This window comes from Staphylococcus sp. EG-SA-2 (assembly GCF_017152085.1).
The window spans coordinates 1-1841 of record NZ_JACYHC010000704.1; the positions used below are offsets into that span (position 1 = coordinate 1).

Genomic DNA, 1841 nt, shown 5'->3' on the forward strand with positions numbered 1-1841 from the left:
TTTAAACAAAGCTATGTATGAGTCAAATTCGACTCAAACAATAAAGCCATCTAGGTCACTTTTATGGAGTGATATAGATGGCTTTTTTTGCTGTTTAGTTAATGTAAAGTTGATAATGTAATTGTTTATTCCTTCTCTATTCATAACGTGTTTGCTCAAAATGGTTATATAAACAAAAGGCTGGGACATAAATCAATGTTCTATCTCTACGAAGTTATATTGGCAGTAGTTGACTGAACGAAAATGCACTTGTAACAAGCCTTTTTCAATTCTAGTCAGGGGCCCCAACACAGAAGCTGACGAAAAGTCAGCTTACAATAATGTGCAAGTTGGCGGGGCCCCAACATAGAAGCTGGCGGAAAGTCAGCTTACAATAATGTGCAAGTTGGGGTGGGACGACGAAATAAATTTTGCGAAAATATCATTTCTGTCCCACTCCCATTAAATATATGCGTAGCTACATTATTTTTGTCTTGCCCATCTCGTGAAAATAATACTACATATAATGCCAAATATAGTAATTGTTATAAGTAAATAATAGTATGGTGGGGCATAGCTCAATTGAATCTTTGTTATATTTTTAGGTGCTTTAATGCCGGTCATAACACCATTTACTTGTTCAACTTTAAGACTTTGATCACCTGATGTCGCTTTCATACCTTGATTATATGCTGTTGGCAAAACAATATACCCAGATGAATTTTTATTTTTAGTAATAGTATAACCTTGCTTTGTCTTACTAACTTTGACAGCCTCTAATGAATTTGAAGCGTCTTTAAGCGTGGTATAATCTTCGCCGTATATCCCTTTTAAATTTACTCGATACTTACCTTTAGGCAATGATAATCTAATTCTATCTGAAGCTTTAATGCGTATCGTTACGGGTGTTACAAAGCGTCGATATTTATAAGTGAGTTTATTTCTTTCTTGTGTATATTCATTCACTTTAACATCATGAGCTTTATCCGGCGAAAGTAATTCTAAATCCATTTCAAAATACAAATCTTTAAATTGATTAGAAACTGATTTTGGCAACTGTACAGTTAGACCACCATTATTTTGTTTAACTTGTAATAAATGTTTTGTAGGAGATTGCCAGGCTGCACTATTTAATTTAATTGTTGAATCTGATAGTAAATTTTTATTGGCTTTAAAATGTGTATTAACATCTTTAGTCTTGTTAGAAACAATCCCTTGCAACATTGCTTGTTCTTTATCTAATGGAGATTTTAATTCTTTATTGGAAAAGACCTTATTTGTAATATGTGCACTTGGATAATGGATGGTATTTTTAGAATGAATCCAACGAACTTTATTGTCTTTGTGTTCAGAGTTAATTTTAAATCTATATGGTAAGTTGTCATCATGATTCACTCTAATTCGATCATTAACATTCCAAAGTGATAGTAAATTTTGACGATTGCCAAGTAATCTATAAGTGCTGTTTTTATCAATTGGCATATTAATTTGGAGTGTCTTGTCATAATATTTTAAAATGTCTCCATTAAAAATACTAGAATATAATGAAATGCCATTATAATGATATATAAATGGTGAATTTAATGCATAGTCTGACATATAATCAATGCGATTAAATGGGCCTGTTGCATTTTGATTTATCTTTTTTATAAGCTGGTTTACATAGTTACTATGGTAATCATGTTGTTTCAACGTTGATAATGATTGTTGATAAGGTTTGATTGCCATATTTTTGTTGTTATCTAAAATGACGATTTGTTGAATCATAACGATTAATACTAATATTGCAACGGTTAATTTTTTATAACGCCATAAACTAAATTTTAAAATAACGGCAAGCACCATTAGCAGGATAATACCTA

Annotated in this window: 1 pseudogene; it reads right to left on the reverse strand. The window is 31.3% G+C overall.

The window, feature by feature from the left end:
• Positions 1-462: 462 nt before the first annotated feature.
• Positions 463-1841: pseudogene (gene yfhO, locus IDG60_RS12880) on the reverse strand (lipoteichoic acid-specific glycosyltransferase YfhO); the annotation flags it as partial.